Source organism: Secundilactobacillus oryzae JCM 18671 (genome assembly GCF_000740055.1).
Lineage (GTDB): Bacteria > Bacillota > Bacilli > Lactobacillales > Lactobacillaceae > Secundilactobacillus > Secundilactobacillus oryzae.
Genome location: NZ_BBJM01000003.1, coordinates 20,694 through 36,608, shown reverse-complemented (window position 1 = coordinate 36,608; position 15,915 = coordinate 20,694). Strand labels below are relative to the sequence as shown.

Here is a 15,915-nt window from a genome sequence, read left to right as displayed (position 1 = left end):
CTACTTTTGCATCAATTCAAAATACCAGATAGCCATAATTGTTTTGGCGTCTTCAATCTCGCCACGTTTAATGAGTGCCTTGGCCTCATCGAGCGTATAAGTCTCTAAATTAAGAAACTCACCATCGTCACGTGGCAATTCATCAGTCACCGACTCAAGGTCACTAGCCACGTAGAGCGTCATTTCCTCATCAGAAAAACCAACCGAAGAATAAAAATGGGTAATTTCTTCTAGATAGCCTGGTTTAACACGCACTTCTTCATTTAATTCACGAATAACTGCGTGCGCTTTATCAGCGTGATCCCGATCATCCAGCTTACCCGCAGGAATCTCAAGGGTTTCCTTTGCAATTGGTGCTCGCCATTGTCGAACCAAAACAATTTTATTGTCATCGGTAATTGTTAATACACCCACGGCACCAGAATGGTGGACCACTTCGCGAAACGCCGATTCTCCATTTGGGAGTTCGACTGTTTGTCGTTCCACATCAATGATGACTCCCTGGTAGATTGAGTCAGTTGAAATAACTTTTTCTTCTAAATTCATGATTAATCTCCAAAATTAGTCTTAACAAAACTAGTTTAACGGTATTCCCGTTTCTTTGCAATTTAAGCGAGTTGATCTTCGTCGATTACATTCACTTTGGCTGCTTGTGGTCCTTTTTGACCCTGAACAACAACTAGTGAGACCTTTTGGCCTTCTTTTAATTCCTTGTATCCTGTTCCTTCAATGGCACTGTAGTGAACGAAAACATCGTCCACGCCAGGGACCGTGATGAACCCAAATCCTTTTTGACTATCATAACTTTTTACAATTCCTGTGATCATAAGCGCCACACTCCTTTAACTTGACCATTATGGCACGAAAAGAGGCTCAAGACAAAACGATTCTTGTCTGAGCCTCCATTTTTAAACGAAATATTATTCTTCAAAACCCTCTGTTGCAGTTTCTGGGAAATCTTGACGCACGATTGCAGCACAACGCGCACAGAATTCTGGATAATCTGAGTCGGCACCGATATCGGTCTTAGTGAGACGACAACGTTCACAAACTTCACCAGGTGCATGTGTCACTGTTAAAGCAATCTCATCGTTGAAGTTTTCAGCGTCAGCTGGTGCATCAGCCAAATCCTTCACCTGAAGTTCAGAAACCATCAAGATTAAGCGCACGTCAGTATCTAGTGAGTCGAATAAGCGCTTCGTCCCTTCACTGGCGTAAACTGTCAAACTGGCATCCAGTGACTTACCGATAACCTTCTCGTCACGTGCTTCTTCAAGCACTTTGAGAACATGACCACGAAGCTTCATAAATTGATTCCACTTAGATTCAATATCATCAGCATTCGCGATTTTAACTGGTTTTGGCATCTCTGCTAATTGAACAAAGTCTTCTGGTTCTTCAAGGAAGGACCAAATTTCTTCAGTCGTATGTGGCAATATTGGCGTCAACAGTTTGAGCAACGAAACCAACGTCTTGTAGAACACCGTTTGCATTGAACGTCTAGTATGGCTATCTGCTGAATCAATGTACAGAAGGTCCTTAGCAAAATCCAAGTAGAAAGCAGAAAGATCTGTAATCACAAAGTTCATCAGGCGCTTGTAGATGTTCAAGAAATCAAAACCGTCGTAGTCCGCTTCAATTTCGCCGACAAACTTGTTTAACTTAACCAACATAAATTGATCGGCAGATTCTAAATCATCGTCCGCAACAGTATTGGCCTTAGGATCGAAGTCAGAAAGGTTAGCTAACAAGTAACGTAGTGTGTTTCTGAGTTTCTTGTAAGAATCCGAAATCTTAACGAAGGCTTCCATTGAAACTCGTACATCGGCAGAAGAATCAACTGATGCAACCCAAAGACGGATAATTTCTGCCCCCATCTTATCGATTACTTCTTGTGGTGCAATGGTGTTACCCAAAGACTTACTCATCTTGTGACCTTGACCATCAAGCGTAAAGCCTTGAGAAAGCACTTGTTTATATGGTGCTTGACCTGAATAAGCAACACTCGTAATCAAACTCGAGTTAAACCAACCACGATATTGATCAGAGCCTTCAAGGTAAAGGTCTGCTGGGTATTCCAAATTATCACGTTCGGCTAGCACACCTTGATGTGATGAACCAGAATCAAACCAAACATCCATAATGTCGGTTTCCTTCGTGAATTCGCCATTTGGTGAATGCTCTGATGTGAAACCTTCAGGAAGTAAATCTTTAGCATCGCGTGCAAACCAAACGTCTGAACCGTTCTTTTCAAACAAGTCAGCGACGTGGGCAATGGTTTCAGGTGTAATAATGGCTTCTCCGTCTTCACCATAGAAGATAGGAAGTGGGACACCCCAAACTCGTTGACGAGAGATAACCCAATCGCCACGGTCGCGAATCATATTGTAGAGACGCTTCTTACCCCAACCAGGGAAAAATTCTACCGTATCAATCGCATTTAAAATTTGATCCCGAATCTTATCAACTGAAGCAAACCATTGTGGTGTTGCCCGGAAGATAACGGGTTTCTTTGTCCGCCAGTCAAATGGATAACTATGCTCGTAAGGCATGTAAGCAAGCAAGAGGTTTTGTTCCTTCAACTTATCCAATGAAATCTGGTTGGCATCGTCATAGAACACACCCTTAAAGTCGTCGCCGGCTTCTTCAGTCATGTAACCTTTATCGTCAACAGGAACTAGGATATCCAATCCATACTTCATACCGACTTCAAAGTCATCGGCACCAAAACCAGGCGCGGTATGAACTAATCCAGTACCGGCTTCAAGCGTTACGAAGTCGCCTAGCATTGTCACAAGCTTACGATCTTCATAGAATGGGTGTTGGCAAAGAACTCGATCTAATTCAGCACCCTTAACCGTTTTCACAGTTTCAACGTGGCTCCAACCGAATCGTTCAGCTGCATCATTAACAAGTTCCGTTGCAATCACAAATTCACGGGTATCGTCATCGTGTTTCACAACTGAGTAGTCAAATTTAGCGTCAACTGTGATTCCCTCTGATGCGGGAATCGTCCATGGTGTCGTTGTCCAAACAACAAGATAAGTGTTGTCATTATCCAAAACACCCTTACCATCAACAACCTTTTCACCATAAAAAGCTGATGGTGAGGTCACATCGTGGTATTCCACTTCGGCTTCTGCCATAGCAGATTCTGATGACCATGACCAGAAGACAGGCTTCTTACCTTTGTAAATCAAGCCCTTCTTAGCCATTTCGCCAAACACCCGAATTTCTTGCGCTTCAAACTCTGGTTTCAAAGTTAAGTATGGGTTGTCCCATTCACCAGCAACACCCAACCGTTTGAACTCTTCGCGTTGACGATTAACCTGTTCCAACGCGTAATCACGACAAAGTTGACGAAATTCAACAGTCGACATCTTCTTGCGATCATATCCTTGCTTCGTTAGTTGCTGTTCAATTGGCAAACCATGTGTATCCCAACCAGGAACGTATGGTGAGCGGTAGCCACTCATTGATTTGTAACGAGTGATAATGTCTTTGGAAATTTTGTTTAAGGCGTGTCCCATATGGATGTCACCATTAGCGTATGGTGGGCCATCATGAAGAATAAAAGTAGGCTTACCTTCATTTAATTTTTGTCTTAATTGGTAGACTTGGTTATCTTCCCAAGCTTTTTGACGTTCAACTTCCTTAACTGGCAAGTTACCGCGCATTTTAAACTTAGTTTTACCAAGATTAAGTGTATCCTTGATCCGCATATAACATCCTCCTCTTTTCCATCCGCTTTTCTGGAACGGTTAAATGAATGCACGACTACTCATGCGCTCATTTAACCGTTCCAGACACAAAAAAGACTCCATCCCAAGGGACGAAGTCTTCGTGGTACCACCCAAATTCAGAATTTAAAAAAATTCTCTCAAAAGTGATAACGGCACCACCGGTTTAGTTTAATGAATTCAACTAAACACTCAGAGATGATTAACCACTCAGTACTCACCTGTCAATCTCACACCAATCATTGACTCGCTTAAAGATTTCCTGAATTGTTCATGTTCTCTTCATCGTATTTAACACTATTTATTATTTGATTGATTAAACGCTTGATCCTTTGTTGCAGCCCCATCGTCCTCAGGGAAAATCACAACTGTCTGTGAATCCGCATCAGCGGCAACTTGTTGGTCTGCATCAAGAATCTCTGTATCTTCTGAGTCTACGCTAGCATTCTGGTCACTGTCAAGGTCATCTTGCATTAACTTACGAATTTCACTGTAAGAAGTTGGTTCGCCTTCTTGAAGCAGTTTGTCCCAGTCCTCACCCTTTGTCACTTCAAGCTGACTTTCTAGCATAACTTGTAAACGTTGACGGAAAACCCGAGTACTCTTCTTCAAATCATCCGTTTCCACTGCCAACTTTTCGGCTTGTCTAGCAGCTTTATCCAAAATATCATTGGCCTTTTCAGTTGCTTCAGTCACGATATCAGAGGCTTGTTTTTGTGCCTCTTGAGTAATGATTTCAGCTTCCCGTTGTGAATTACCACGAACCTTATCCGCAGCCTCTTGCGCTACAATGATGGATTGGTTCAAGGAATCTTTTAAGTCGTTGAAGTACTTTAATTTTTCGTCACTAGCAGTTAACTTTTCAGTTAACTCCTTATTTTCTTTCAACGTAATTTGGTAATCCTTAATGACTTGATCAAGAAAATCATTGACCTCATCGATGTTGTAACCCCTCATTTTTGTTGAAAATTCCTTATCGTGAATATCCATTGGACTAAGTACCATTACAATTTCCTCCCGGCTACAATTATTTTCGTAAGACGGCCATTGTCACTCTAATTTTATCTTTTTTAGTTTGACCGTTTAAACTGACTAACTTAATTCTGCCAAATCCCCTGACAGAGATGATATCTTCAATAGCTAGGTCGTAATCCGGCTTTTCTGAAACGGCCCAGTTAACTCGAACCTTGCTACCCTCAACCAACGCTTTGGCTCGATGTCGAGACAAATGAAAAGCTGTCGCAACAATATTATCCAGACGAATGGAAGATAAGGAAGCCCCTTCTTCTTCCCATTCGCTCAATGGCGAAATCGCTTCAGTAATCTCCAGCGGATCTAAGCGCACCTTAATTTTACCAATTTGATCCACTTGATTATCGAAATAAGTGGCCATAGCACCCTCAACGAAAAATTGCCAACGACTACCATCTGTAATAATGTCCCCGATTACTTCGCGATCAACACCAAGATTGGCTAAAGTTCCCAATACTTGACTATGGTGCAAAACCGCAAATTTGACCGGATAATTAATTTCAAATATCGCAATATCAAAGTCTTTTTGCTGTGGCTCGAAGTACTGTGGATAAATTAAAACTCGCTGTAACTCCGCATTTTCGTATCCACCAAAGGCCTGAATTTTAACGTCATCATTGCCATTCGCAATCGTAGTTAAAATATAAACTTGTCGGGGATTTAAGAAGTGAGTCAGTACCGGTCGATACTCTTCACTCGCTTCGTTAATGAGGTCAGTCACCATTTCAATAAATGGCACCTCGTCGCGCCGAAAATGTTGTGTCACATTGCTATCCAAGACGATTCTCCTTTGCCAATTATAAGTAAATACCAAATATCCTTGCGATCATGCGGATACCATCCTGAATTAAAAATAGGACAATTAAAGCTACGACAGGGGCAAACCCCACCATTCCGATTCGCGCAAAATTGAACCACCGTTGAAATGGTTCAACAATTCTGCCTAGAAATCTTCCTAGAGCAGAGTCATAGGCACCGGGGAACCAACTGAGCAAAGCGTAAATCACGATTGCCCAAGTGTAGATACCTATCAATTGAATAATTCCGGATAAAATCCAGGCAATAATTTCGATTGAAAGTCACTCCTTAATTCTTTAATTAAACTGATTATCTACGTTAGCCGACAAATTACCGGAAATTTCGAAGTTATGTGGCGTGCACAAGAAAATCTGATCTCCGATTCGTTCGATATCACCATTAATAGCAAATACCGTCCCGGTCAAAAAGTCGACAATCCGCTTCGCTTGATCCTCTTCAACTCTCGAAAAATTGACAATTGCAGCTTCATTTTGCAGAATCTGATTGGCAATTTCTTTGACGTCTGAATAAATTCGAGGCTCGAACAGGGCAATTTTACTAGAACCTGCTTTGGGTGAATTAATTGGAACCACGTTTGATTTATTTCTTACGGGAGAATCGGAATTTCGACCGAATGCGTCTTCTTCATAGTTTTCATTATTTTCGTAATCTTCATCATCCATACCGAAGAATTTACTAAAACTAAATTTTGCAGCCATTACTATCGCTCCCTTCGCGATTTCTTTGCCAGTGTTTGATTGATTGCACTAAAAGGCAGTCGAACGAAATGACACTCACCATTCCCAACGAACTGCCTTTTTATTAATCGTTTTTACGTCGATGCTTAAAGAATGGTGGTGTATCTAGACCATCTGATTCTTTTTGGCCATCAGCCTCGTTACTTGAAGCATCTGCGCTACCAAAAATATTAAAATCTGGCTTCTTAACCCCACTGAATTCGCTGTTAGTATCTTTTGGTTCTGGACGATTGCCACTTGTTGGTTCATGGCGCAAGTCCCAGTTACCAAATGGGTCATTGTTACTCGACTCTGTTGCTGCTGGCGCATCTTCATGCGGACGGGCAGTGCCTTCAGAGTGGCGTGCAGAACGCGTTTGGCGATCAGCCGCTCTTTCATCTGCCTTCTTATCGATTCCAGTTGCAATAACGGTTACTCGAACTTCATCGCCCAAGCTTTCGTCAATTGACGTACCGAAAATAATGTTGACGTCACTAGTTGCGGCACCAGACACAATTTCAGAAGCTGATTGGGTTTCGAAAAGTGACAAGTCAGGGCCACCGGTGATGTTAAGTAAGACTTGTTCAGCACCATCGATGGAAACTTCAAGCAATGGTGAAGAGATGGCCTTCTTAGTCGCCTCTTCAGTACGATTTTCACCGTTAGCTGAACCAATTCCCATTAAAGCAGAACCTTGGTTACTCATCACTGTCTTAACGTCAGCAAAGTCCAAGTTCACATAACCAGGACTTGTAATCAAATCAGAAATCCCCTGAACACCTTGACGAAGTACATTATCAGCTTCTTGGAAAGCTTCCATCATTGGCGTCTTCTTATCAACGATTTCCAACAAACGATTGTTGGCGATGACGATCAAAGTATCGACATTTTCCTTAAGTGAAGCAACACCTTCAGCAGCATAACGTGAACGTCTTGGTCCTTCAAAGCTAAATGGTCGTGTCACAACACCGACTGTTAAGGCACCTTGGTCTTTTGCAATTTTAGCCACAATTGGCGCGGCACCGTTACCAGTACCGCCACCCATTCCGGCAGTGACGAAGACCATATCTGCGCCAGAAAGTGCTTCCGTTAACGCTTCTTCACTTTCTTGTGCGGCCTTTGCACCAACTTCTGGGTTAGAACCGGCACCTAGTCCTTTGGTTAACTTTGGTCCAAGTTGAATTTTAGTTTCAGCTTTTGATGATTCAAGCGCTTGAACATCCGTGTTAGCTACGATAAATTCAACGCCTTTCACGTCTTCAGCGATCATTCGGTTGACGGCGTTGCTTCCGCCACCACCGACACCGATTACTTTAATTCTGGCGCCGTGGTTTTGCGCTTCGTCTAATGAAAATTCCATTTTAATTCCCTCCGTTTTTGGTAACTAGTCAAAGAAATCGCTGAAGAAACTCTTAATCCCCTGAGCTCGATCCTTCTTTTCTTTCTTAGGACGTTCCTTCTTTGCTGGCTGTTCTCTTCTGCGTTTGCCGCTTTGTTGTGGGGCTGCAAACTGATCTGAATTGTTAAATTGAATGGTGCCAGTACCATTAGCCGCAGATTTGACGAGCAAATCAATCTCACTCATTTGACCTCTGTACGTTACTAATGATAATGCTTGTGTAAATGACGGGTGACGTAACCCCATTTGATCTGGAATATAAACGCGGACATTTACATCGAACGTATCCGCTGCTAGGTCAGCAATTCCTGGCAAGGCAGCAACGCCACCAGTTAAAACAATACCACCTGGCAATTTCAACGCACCAATGCCAGTTAAATGCTGCTTTACATTTTCAAAAATCTGTCCCACTCTGGCTTCAATAATCTCGGCCAGGTAACGTTCAGAAATCTGAGTAGGCTGTGATTGTCCCACAACTTCCACTGGAAATTCATTATCATCCGAGGCCTGTAACGAATCTGCATAGCCGTAATCACGTTTTATTTTTTCCGCATTCTCAAGGGACGTATTCAATACTACCGAAATATCGCGGGTAATATAGGCGCCACCTTCATCATCAGTATATGTATATTTTAGTCGATGATCATGAATCACTGCAGCAGTCGTTTCACCACCACCGAGATCAATTAAAATCGTCCCAAAGTCTTGCTCGCCATCACTCATGATTGTCTTGCCTTGTGCTAATGGACTAACAATCATGGTTTCAATTGTTAATCCAGCTTGTTCCACTGCCTTACGAGTGTTGTGAATGACCGTCTTAGCACCAGTGAAGAGCATGCCATGCATCTCTAAACGGACACCGACCATGGCCCGTGGATCTTTAATTCCATCAAAGCCATCCACCACAAACTCTTCAGCTTGCAAATCAATCACTTCTCGCTCCGGTGGCAAGTTCTGCGTTAAAGCAGAAAGTGAAACGTTTTGAACGTCACGATCGTTAATTTCTCGAGCTTGATCATCAATTGTAATCATCCCGTTGCATGGCTCGATACTTAACATATTAGCGGGTATCCCTACTACCACATTTTGAATCTGAATACTGGCTTTTTCCTCCGCTTGACGAACTGCGCTCTTAATTGCCGCAACAGCCTTGTCAATATCAACGATGACACCACGGTTTAAGCCTTCTGAACGTTCGTTCCCTACACCAATAACATTCATTTGCCCTTTCACATATTCAGCAACAATGACTTTTATTGAGGTAGTCCCTATATCAAGTCCAACAAACATACCTGAATTGTCCATACGACAGGATCCTCCTAAAATGTTTTCATACGCAAAATAACGCATACATTTATTTTTTAGTTTACCACATTTACAGCGCGATTAGAAAGGCATTCAGCGATAATTGCGCCTTTCTTTAACAGTTTCAGAATTATTTAAAGGGGTACGAGTAAGCACCCACTTCTAAATTAATAACCCCATTCTGTTTCATCTCCGTAGAAATGCTGTTGTAATAAGCCATCTTCTTAGCCAACGTCGTCAACGTGGCGTACACCTCATTGCCATCATTCATAAATAAATGAACCCTCATTGGATTTGATTTTGTCGGTGCAAATCTAATTTCTGAGATGTTTTGCTGAACCGATTTCTCCAACTTATTGTATTGGCTAATCATTTTGTGCGTTGTGCTTTGCTTTTTAAAGCGGCTGATAATTGGATAATGGCCGGTAGGTTGTTTTTGACCCACTTTGCTGATGACACCACTTTCCAGAATGACATGATACTTGTTATTGTGTAGCAAAAAGGCCGCTGTCTTATACTCCGTGATGTGAACCTTCACGTGATTTAAGTGGGAAATTGACACCTGCAATGAACGAATTTTAACATTTTTGCTTCGAGCTCGCTGAGTCAATGCTTTTTCCTGACCGAGGACGTTAAAAATCGCATCCCCTTTCTTCAGACCCGCACTTGATAATACACTTCGGTCCGACAAGGCCTGATTACCGCTAACCTTAAGCGACTGAATGTGACTCAGTGGCGAAATGAGGTAAATGATAAACAGCAAAGCTGCCCCAAATATGACGATTAAACTACCCATTTTCCAGAAAAGTTTCCAATTCTGCTGTTTACGCAGTTTAGACAATTTTTTGCCAATTCGCTTGGGACGAGCCTTAGTAAAAACACTGCTTTGAGCACGCTGCTGCTCCTTTTGTTGCTTTTGATATTTTTGCCAAGGCGTCAACTCTTGGTTAGTCTTTCTACTCATTTTGCCACCTCCTCTACATGAAAAATTTAACTATTTCTTTGCGATTGACTCAAGAACGGCAAGCATCTCATCGGCCGCCTTGGGATTACCAGTTGCTTTAGAGGCTTTTCCCATCATCTCGCGTTCTTTGTCGTCAAGCATTAGTGAATCGATTGTTTCAATTAGCGTATCCGCATTAAGCTGCTCCTCGGTCAACATCTTCGCTGCACCAGCATTGACCACGCTCATCGCATTTTTGGTTTGATGATCCGCCGTCACGTAAGGGCTTGGAATTAAAATGGCCGGAATACCTAACGCCGTAATTTCTGCAATACTCGTTGCACCAGCTCGGCTGACAATTAAGTCCACCTTTGGCAATAATTCTGGCATACCATCAATATACGGTTTAACTAGTACATTTCCACGTAAGTCAACACTGTTGAGCTGTAACATGACTTCGTCGTAGCGTTTGGGTCCCGTCACAAAGAGCACTTGATACTGCCGGTCAGCTAACTCATGCATCCCCGCAACCACCGCACGATTCAGCTTTAATGCACCCTGGCTGCCTCCAAAGATGAGTACCGTTTGCTTGTCATCGCTAAGTCCGATGTCAGACCATTTAAAATGGCTAACCGTTTCTGCCATTTCTTGCGCCCGCGGATTTCCCGTTTTAACCACTTTGGCTTCCGGAAATTGAGCACGCGCATCATCAAAATTAATCGCAATTTTGTCTACATAACGGGCCAAAAATTTATTCGTAATGCCAACGACGCTGTTTTGCTCATGAATCATCGTTGGAATATGCATCTTGGCCGCTGCGTAGACAACGGCTCCGGAAACATATCCCCCTGTCCCAACCACAACGTCTGGTTTAAACGTTTTGATTAACTGTTTTGCCCGCTTAACACTTTTAAGAAATAAGTAAACCGTCTTAAAGTTTTGTAGTGATAGTGATCGTTTGAATCCCTGAATTTCCATAGCTTCAAAATCGATTCCCTGCTTAGGAACAATTTGGCTTTCAAGACCGCGATTAGAGCCCACAAAAAGAACTTCTGCATTGGTATCATGTTTTTTTAAATCGTTGATTAAGGCGAGGGCCGGATAAATATGGCCACCAGTTCCGCCTCCGGAAATCATTAATCGCATTACTTTTCTTCCTTCTCTCCAGTCAATTGTTCGACCGCTTTAATATACTCATCTCCGCGAACTTCGAAATTGGGGTATTGATCCCAACTCGCGTTCGCTGGTGAAAGGAGAATAACGTCACCTGGTGCGCTGAGCTTATAGGCTGCCGGCACCGCATCCACCACCGTATCCGCAAATTGAATTTGTTCAATTCCTGCTTGCTTGGCTGATTCCGCTAGTAACTGGGCCGTTTCACCGAATAACACAACCGCCTTCACGTGATTTCTCAAGGATGGCACTAATTTTTCAAAGGTATAACCCCGATCCAGACCACCCGCCAAAAGCACAACGGGTTGTTTAAATCCTTTAAGGGCCATCTGGGTTGCTTCAATATCGGTCGCCTTTGAATCATTGTAATATTGGCGGTCTTCAGCGGTTAACACGTATTGGGTTCGGTGTCGAACGCCACTAAAAGTAGTCAACACATGTGTAATTGCTTCGTTTGACTTGCCTTCAATTTTGGCCACGGCAATCGCAGCAAGTGCATTTTCAACATTATGATCACCCGGGACCTTGATGTCCTGAGCACCCATAATGTATTCATTTTGCCAGTACAGTTTACCGTCTCGCTCAAATGCACCAGATTCGTCCACATCAATTCGTGAAAACGGAACCACTTGAGCTTTACTCTGCTGACTTAATGTCCGCCATTCTGGGTCATCAAAATTGACCACAAAATAGTCGTCTGCTGTTTGATTCATCGTAATCCGCATCTTGGCGCGAACGTATGCTTCACGCGTTTTATGATAATCTAAGTGATTTGAGAAAATGTTCGTTAAAACGGCAATATGAGGGTGAAATTCAGTAATTCCCAGGAGCATAAAACTAGATACTTCCATAACAAGGGTGTCGTCTTTGGTTAATGTTTGGGCAACTTGACTCGCTGGAATACCAATGTTTCCAGCGTTACGACTCTCACCTACTGCCCGTTCTTGATTCAGCATCCGATTAATCATCGTGGTCGTCGTCGTTTTTCCGTTACTACCGGTAACCGCCACCAACTCGGCTTCTGAAATTTCACTCGCTAATTCAACCTCAGTGATAATCGGAATATCCCGAGTAAGTGCACCTGCAATAATTGGATTGTCATACGGAATCCCAGGATTTTTAACGACGAGCTCGAACCCATCATCTAAAAGTGAAAGTGGATGCCCACCTGAAACAACACGAATACCTTCGCGTTGTAAAGCTTGAGCGTCTTCACTTGCTTCAATATTTTGCTTATCATTTACTGTCACTTCAGCACCTAATTTTTGGAGTAACTTTGCAGCGTTATAACCGCTTTTAGCTAATCCTAAAACTAGAACCTTTTTGCCCTCATATTTACGAACAGTTTTCATCATATTACCTTCCAAACTACAAAATTAAATCATGCTATAAACGCCAGTAATGGCAACTATTAATCCAATACTCCAAAAGACCAGGTCAATTTTCCATTCACTCCAGCCCTTCATTTCAAAGTGGTGATGGATGGGGCTCATCAAGAAAATCCGTTTTCCCGTAAGCTTGAAACTAGCCACCTGAAGAATGACACTAAGCGTTTCAATAACGAAAATGAGGCCAATCCACAAAAGTGACAACTCATGATGTAGCGCAATTGAAACTGCCGCCAATGAGCCACCCAATGCCAAAGAGCCCATGTCACCCATGAAGATCTTTGCAGGCTTGTGATTGAAAATCCAAAAGCCCATCAAGCCACCGACGACAGCCGCACAAAAGATAAGAACATCGCCAGCATGCTGGACGTAAGCCACTACACCATAGGCTCCGAAAGCAATAATCGCTAACCCAGCAACTAATCCGTCTAGCCCGTCCGTTAGGTTGACCGCATTTGAGAAGCCAACGAGCCAAAAGACAACAAAGAGGACGAACCACCACTGAAGGTGAATTACGGGACCGAAAGGAATATGAATGCCAAATGGTAATTGTTGCTTAGCGTATACCGCAACGAAAACCAAAGCACCCACAATTTGGCCAAGCATTTTTTGCCAAGCCTTCAATCCTTCATTTTGACGCTTAAAGAGTTTGATCGAGTCGTCCCACATGCCTAACAAGCCGTATAGAACCAAAATGAACATCAAAACCAAAAGAAACGGCGTAAAACCGCCCTTGGAGGCTAAACTGTACCCGGCTGTCGAAATCACAATAGCCACAATAAACATCAGGCCCCCCATTGTGGGCGTCCCTGACTTCTTTTCATGCCAATTTGGGCCCTCTTCACGAATCATTTGGCCCTCGTGTCGACTTCTAAAATACCGAATCAAACTCGGCATAAATGCAACTGTGATGATAAAACTGGCTATTAACGGAATTAGCCAATCCGTGTACGGCAATATTGTCATTTTTCTCAATCCTATCCTCTAATTACTGGAACTTAGTTTTATTTTAAGGGTCTGGCCCTCGTTGACAACCTTATCGGCTGCAATACTTTGTTTCGAGACATAGCCCGATCCAGTCGTTTCTAGTTTAATTTTAAGCATTTGTGTCAATTTAACAACATCAGACCTTGACCACCCCGAAAGGTTAGGCATTAATTTTTCACCCGATGTGTCTAAGATAACTCGCTGGTTATCGTACAGTGTTGTCCCTGATTCAGGCACTTGGGCCGTAATCGTGCTCCCCGACCCTAGTACCGTCACTCGATACCCCTTTTTGGTGAGTTGATTCTCAACCGTGGTGGTCGTCTCACCAATCGTTGTTGGCATCGTCGTCGTTGTCGTTGTTTTAGCATCACTCTTATCGTCTTCAAGCGCACGATTCATAACGGGCTTAAAAATTGAGGCAACAAGTTGCGTTGGGGTTTTACTTCCCAGCGTCTGAGGCTGCTTCATCGTAATGTACATGATGTATTTGGGATTGTTTGCTGGTACCATTCCAGCAACAGAATAAAGGTAACTACTGTCACCAGAAAGGTATCCCGCTTTCCCATCACTCACTTGAGCGGTACCAGTTTTAGCGGCTACCTTATAGCCAGTCATTTTGAAGTCGGAACCAATCCCGTAAGATTTGTACACAACGTCCTCCATGTGACTACGAACTTCCTTCGCCGTCGCAGCACTGACCGGTTGACTAATAACCTTCTTTTTATTGCTCATGACCACTTTGTGTGTGTTAGGATTAACCACTTTTCTAATGAAGTATGGCTGCAACATTTTACCATCATTTCCAATGGCAGACAAAGCCCGCATCATTTGTAGCGCGGTCACCTGAACCCCTTGACCAAATGAGGTGTTCGCTTGCTCAATGCCCTTGCTAAACTGAATACTTCCAGACTGCTCACCCGCAAGACCACTCTTCGTACTCTTCAAAAACTTAAAGCGATTGATGTATTTTTTCCAAGTTTTCGAACCCATTTGTTGCTCTAAATGAGTCATCGCGACGTTACTAGACAAGGCAAATCCTTTGTTATAAGTAATTCGGCCCCAGCCTGTTTGATTCCAATCAGGAACCGTTCGACCATCAACCGTGGTTTTCCCTGAAAGATAGGTCGCATTACCATTATAGTTGCCACTATTAATTGAGGCAGCCATAGTAAAAATTTTCATAGTTGACCCAGGCTCGTAAGCATCTTGAACGAGTGTGTTTCGCCACATTTTGCTTAGCCCTTTTCCAGTCATTGGATCAAATGTTGGTCGTTGACTAGCCGCAACGATTGCCCCTGTTCTGGCATTCATCAAAATGGCACTCATTGAAGTTGGATGAGCCGAAGCGTAGACATTCGACATTTCAGTCTCAAGTAACGTCTGAAGGCGGGTATCAATCGTGGTATAGACGTTATCCCCATTCTTCGCTTGTTTTTCTTTTTTGGCGGTACCGGTCACTTGATAACCATAGTTATCCTTTTGAACCTGACTGACACCGTCACTCCCGGTTAGTTTAGCATTCAACATTTTTTCGATTCCCATTGTCCCTACCATGGACTTAGTCGAATCACTAGGCAACGTGACGTTGCCAATCAAATGAGAAGCAAAAATACCGTTTGGATACAAACGAGATTGACGCTGAATAAAGTTAATCCCGGTTAAGTGGGCAGCCTTGATTTTATTCCGCGTGGTGAGCGAAATGTTTTGTCCCGCCTCACCAAACTCGACTTGAAACGCTTTTGACTTCAGCTGCTTCAAAACTTTCGATTCATCCATTTTCAAATACTTAGCTAGAATCCGAGCAGTTTTACGCTTATGGGTCACATACAGTGGCTTGTCATCCAAGGATTTTTGACTCTTATCTAAGACCGCGTAAATCGAATAAGTACTCGTGTCTTCAGCAATTGCATCGTTGTCCGCGTCATAAATAGTCCCACGACTAGCTTTCACCGTTTGAGTTTCGGTATACAGTTTTTTTGTTCGCGCACTCAAATTAACGTGCTGAACATTTTTTCCAATTGAAATATACGAAAAACGGATGACGATTAGTCCAAACATGGCCAAAAAAACAAAGAAAAGCACAATGCCAAACTTTTTCCGGTTTTTTTGCGATTGGTTACTAGTCCCCATCCGTTCAGGTGAGTTCTTCATTTATCAACATTCCTTATTTTATCGTTTGAAAGTACCAAACCATTTGCCTTAGCAATCTTGTCTAAACGACTCCGACTTTGTAACTCATTAGCTTCTTGCCGGTGACTCGTATTCGACGTTTTCAATTGAGACACGCGGGTTTGCATGTCCTGCAAATGGTGTTGTGCAGTGGACACGCTAATTGTAACATTTATCGTCAAAATCATCATCACCGCGATGATAAATCCGCATAAAGTCATAAGGCACTTTTCAAACTTTGAAA

15 protein-coding genes and 1 other annotated feature are annotated in these 15,915 nt (G+C 42.9%); all 15 genes read right to left on the bottom strand.

Features of this window, described 5'->3' with window-relative positions:
• The 15 genes from LOSG293_RS01490 to ftsL all read right to left on the bottom strand — a co-directional run bounded on the left by LOSG293_RS01490 (nucleotide 1) and on the right by ftsL (nucleotide 15,892).
• A complete protein-coding gene (locus LOSG293_RS01490; RefSeq protein WP_034526188.1) occupies nucleotides 1-546 on the bottom strand; it encodes an NUDIX hydrolase in 546 nt (181 codons plus the stop codon).
• 62 nt (nucleotides 547-608) lie between these two features.
• Nucleotides 609-827, bottom strand: coding sequence for a cold-shock protein (locus LOSG293_RS01485; RefSeq protein ID WP_034526186.1), 219 nt, complete (start codon nucleotides 825-827; stop codon nucleotides 609-611).
• Between the two features lie 93 nt (nucleotides 828-920).
• Complete coding sequence (gene ileS / locus LOSG293_RS01480) at nucleotides 921-3,722, bottom strand: isoleucine--tRNA ligase (RefSeq protein WP_034526183.1); 2,802 nt, start codon at nucleotides 3,720-3,722, stop codon at nucleotides 921-923.
• Between the two features lie 103 nt (nucleotides 3,723-3,825).
• Nucleotides 3,826-4,035, bottom strand: a binding site (T-box leader).
• Nucleotides 4,036-4,037: 2 nt separating this feature from the next.
• Nucleotides 4,038-4,745, bottom strand: a complete 708-nt coding sequence (locus LOSG293_RS01475; RefSeq protein WP_034526181.1) for a DivIVA domain-containing protein — start codon at nucleotides 4,743-4,745, stop codon at nucleotides 4,038-4,040.
• Between the two features lie 22 nt (nucleotides 4,746-4,767).
• Nucleotides 4,768-5,550 (bottom strand): YlmH family RNA-binding protein, encoded by a 783-nt coding sequence (locus tag LOSG293_RS01470; protein ID WP_034526178.1) that lies wholly within the window; start codon nucleotides 5,548-5,550, stop codon nucleotides 4,768-4,770.
• A gap of 19 nt (nucleotides 5,551-5,569) precedes the next feature.
• Nucleotides 5,570-5,827 (bottom strand): YggT family protein, encoded by a 258-nt coding sequence (locus tag LOSG293_RS01465; protein ID WP_500797333.1) that lies wholly within the window; start codon nucleotides 5,825-5,827, stop codon nucleotides 5,570-5,572.
• A 39-nt stretch (nucleotides 5,828-5,866) separates the two neighbouring features.
• A complete protein-coding gene (locus LOSG293_RS01460) occupies nucleotides 5,867-6,289 on the bottom strand; it encodes a cell division protein SepF (RefSeq protein WP_034526174.1) in 423 nt (140 codons plus the stop codon).
• Nucleotides 6,290-6,392: 103 nt separating this feature from the next.
• The gene (gene ftsZ / locus LOSG293_RS01455) at nucleotides 6,393-7,667 is read right to left on the bottom strand and encodes a cell division protein FtsZ (protein ID WP_034526171.1); all 1,275 of its coding nucleotides are present in this window, start codon (nucleotides 7,665-7,667) and stop codon (nucleotides 6,393-6,395) included.
• A gap of 24 nt (nucleotides 7,668-7,691) precedes the next feature.
• Nucleotides 7,692-9,011 carry a cell division protein FtsA gene (gene ftsA / locus LOSG293_RS01450; protein WP_034526170.1) on the bottom strand — a complete coding sequence of 440 codons (1,320 nt, stop codon included), beginning with the start codon at nucleotides 9,009-9,011 and terminating at the stop codon, nucleotides 7,692-7,694.
• 130 nt (nucleotides 9,012-9,141) lie between these two features.
• Nucleotides 9,142-9,975, bottom strand: coding sequence for a cell division protein FtsQ/DivIB (locus LOSG293_RS01445; RefSeq protein WP_034526168.1), 834 nt, complete (start codon nucleotides 9,973-9,975; stop codon nucleotides 9,142-9,144).
• Nucleotides 9,976-10,005: 30 nt separating this feature from the next.
• Nucleotides 10,006-11,100 (bottom strand): undecaprenyldiphospho-muramoylpentapeptide beta-N-acetylglucosaminyltransferase, encoded by a 1,095-nt coding sequence (gene murG / locus LOSG293_RS01440; protein ID WP_034526166.1) that lies wholly within the window; start codon nucleotides 11,098-11,100, stop codon nucleotides 10,006-10,008.
• Nucleotides 11,100-12,479: a UDP-N-acetylmuramoyl-L-alanine--D-glutamate ligase gene (gene murD, locus LOSG293_RS01435; RefSeq protein WP_034526164.1), complete on the bottom strand. Its 1,380-nt coding sequence runs from the start codon at nucleotides 12,477-12,479 to the stop codon at nucleotides 11,100-11,102. The genes murG and murD overlap by 1 nt, the downstream gene beginning before the upstream one ends.
• A 24-nt stretch (nucleotides 12,480-12,503) precedes the next feature.
• Nucleotides 12,504-13,481, bottom strand: coding sequence for a phospho-N-acetylmuramoyl-pentapeptide-transferase (gene mraY / locus LOSG293_RS01430; RefSeq protein WP_034526162.1), 978 nt, complete (start codon nucleotides 13,479-13,481; stop codon nucleotides 12,504-12,506).
• 18 nt (nucleotides 13,482-13,499) lie between these two features.
• Nucleotides 13,500-15,653, bottom strand: coding sequence for a penicillin-binding transpeptidase domain-containing protein (locus LOSG293_RS01425; protein ID WP_034526160.1), 2,154 nt, complete (start codon nucleotides 15,651-15,653; stop codon nucleotides 13,500-13,502).
• A complete protein-coding gene (ftsL, locus tag LOSG293_RS10085; RefSeq protein ID WP_235786778.1) occupies nucleotides 15,650-15,892 on the bottom strand; it encodes a cell division protein FtsL in 243 nt (80 codons plus the stop codon). The genes LOSG293_RS01425 and ftsL overlap by 4 nt, the downstream gene beginning before the upstream one ends.
• Nucleotides 15,893-15,915: the final 23 nt, after the last annotated feature.

Bases quoted from the DNA above. Each gene is read 5' to 3' on its own strand.
- LOSG293_RS01490 (WP_034526188.1), bottom strand. From the start codon at position 546: ATGAATTTAGAAGAAAAAGTTATTTCAACTGACTCAATCTACCAGGGA.
- LOSG293_RS01485 (WP_034526186.1), bottom strand. From the start codon at position 827: ATGATCACAGGAATTGTAAAAAGTTATGATAGTCAAAAAGGATTTGGG.
- ileS (WP_034526183.1), bottom strand. From the start codon at position 3,722: ATGCGGATCAAGGATACACTTAATCTTGGTAAAACTAAGTTTAAAATG.
- LOSG293_RS01475 (WP_034526181.1), bottom strand. From the start codon at position 4,745: ATGGTACTTAGTCCAATGGATATTCACGATAAGGAATTTTCAACAAAA.
- LOSG293_RS01460 (WP_034526174.1), bottom strand. From the start codon at position 6,289: ATGGCTGCAAAATTTAGTTTTAGTAAATTCTTCGGTATGGATGATGAA.
- ftsZ (WP_034526171.1), bottom strand. From the start codon at position 7,667: ATGGAATTTTCATTAGACGAAGCGCAAAACCACGGCGCCAGAATTAAA.
- ftsA (WP_034526170.1), bottom strand. From the start codon at position 9,011: ATGGACAATTCAGGTATGTTTGTTGGACTTGATATAGGGACTACCTCA.
- LOSG293_RS01445 (WP_034526168.1), bottom strand. From the start codon at position 9,975: ATGAGTAGAAAGACTAACCAAGAGTTGACGCCTTGGCAAAAATATCAA.
- murG (WP_034526166.1), bottom strand. From the start codon at position 11,100: ATGCGATTAATGATTTCCGGAGGCGGAACTGGTGGCCATATTTATCCG.
- murD (WP_034526164.1), bottom strand. From the start codon at position 12,479: ATGAAAACTGTTCGTAAATATGAGGGCAAAAAGGTTCTAGTTTTAGGA.
- mraY (WP_034526162.1), bottom strand. From the start codon at position 13,481: ATGACAATATTGCCGTACACGGATTGGCTAATTCCGTTAATAGCCAGT.
- LOSG293_RS01425 (WP_034526160.1), bottom strand. From the start codon at position 15,653: ATGAAGAACTCACCTGAACGGATGGGGACTAGTAACCAATCGCAAAAA.
- ftsL (WP_235786778.1), bottom strand. From the start codon at position 15,892: ATGACTTTATGCGGATTTATCATCGCGGTGATGATGATTTTGACGATA.